Source organism: Streptococcus sp. HMSC062B01 (assembly GCF_001811085.1).
Taxonomy (GTDB): domain Bacteria; phylum Bacillota; class Bacilli; order Lactobacillales; family Streptococcaceae; genus Streptococcus; species Streptococcus gordonii.
In genome coordinates this window covers 1-757 of record NZ_KZ672785.1, presented here as the reverse complement: position 1 = coordinate 757, position 757 = coordinate 1, and the positions used below count along the sequence as shown (strand labels likewise).

The 757-nt window shown below is 52.2% G+C and carries 8 tRNA genes; all 8 read right to left on the bottom strand.

Going from position 1 to position 757, the window contains the following annotated elements:
- Positions 1-6: 6 nt before the first annotated feature.
- The 8 genes from HMPREF2780_RS06450 to HMPREF2780_RS06415 all read right to left on the bottom strand — a co-directional run bounded on the left by HMPREF2780_RS06450 (position 7) and on the right by HMPREF2780_RS06415 (position 721).
- Positions 7-80 (bottom strand) — tRNA-Pro (locus HMPREF2780_RS06450).
- 28 nt (positions 81-108) lie between these two features.
- Positions 109-182, bottom strand: a tRNA-Arg gene (locus HMPREF2780_RS06445).
- A 13-nt stretch (positions 183-195) separates the two neighbouring features.
- Positions 196-281 (bottom strand) — tRNA-Leu (locus tag HMPREF2780_RS06440).
- A 5-nt stretch (positions 282-286) separates the two neighbouring features.
- Positions 287-358, bottom strand: a tRNA-Gly gene (locus tag HMPREF2780_RS06435).
- 20 nt (positions 359-378) lie between these two features.
- Positions 379-451, bottom strand: a tRNA-Thr gene (locus HMPREF2780_RS06430).
- A gap of 10 nt (positions 452-461) precedes the next feature.
- Positions 462-543: transfer RNA gene (locus tag HMPREF2780_RS06425), tRNA-Leu, on the bottom strand.
- A 5-nt stretch (positions 544-548) separates the two neighbouring features.
- Positions 549-621 (bottom strand) — tRNA-Lys (locus HMPREF2780_RS06420).
- Positions 622-648: 27 nt separating this feature from the next.
- A tRNA-Asp gene (locus HMPREF2780_RS06415) sits at positions 649-721 on the bottom strand.
- Between the last annotated feature and the right edge of the window lie 36 nt (positions 722-757).

The window sequence follows — 757 nt, the reverse complement described above, 5'->3', positions numbered from 1 at the left end:
ATACAATCGGGAAGACAGGATTCGAACCTGCGACACCTTGGTCCCAAACCAAGTACTCTACCAAGCTGAGCTACTTCCCGTCGTGATCGAATATCTCCTATCACTATATGCACCCTAGAGGAGTCGAACCTCTAACCGCCTGATTCGTAGTCAGGTACTCTATCCAGTTGAGCTAAGGGTGCTCATTAATATTTATGCCGAGGACCGGAATCGAACCGGTACGATCGTTTCCAATCGCAGGATTTTAAGTCCTGTGCGTCTGCCAGTTCCGCCACCCCGGCCTCTAAGCGAACGACGGGATTCGAACCCGCGACCCCCACCTTGGCAAGGTGGTGTTCTACCACTGAACTACGTTCGCATACGCCTCTTCTCTCTTAATGCCGGCTACATGACTTGAACACGCGACCCTCTGATTACAAATCAGATGCTCTACCAACTGAGCTAAGCCGGCCTATTTCTTATGCGGGTTAAGGGACTTGAACCCCCACGCCGTTAAGCGCCAGATCCTAAATCTGGTGCGTCTGCCAATTCCGCCAAACCCGCGCTTATGACCCGTACTGGGCTCGAACCAGTGACCCTTTGATTAAAAGTCAAATGCTCTACCAACTGAGCTAACGAGTCTTCTTTGAAATCTTCTCTCGATTCCAACGGTCCCGACGGGAATCGAACCCGCGATCTTCGCCGTGACAGGGCGACGTGATAACCGCTACACTACGGGACCTTTATGGGAGTTAACGGGATCGAACCGCTGACCCTC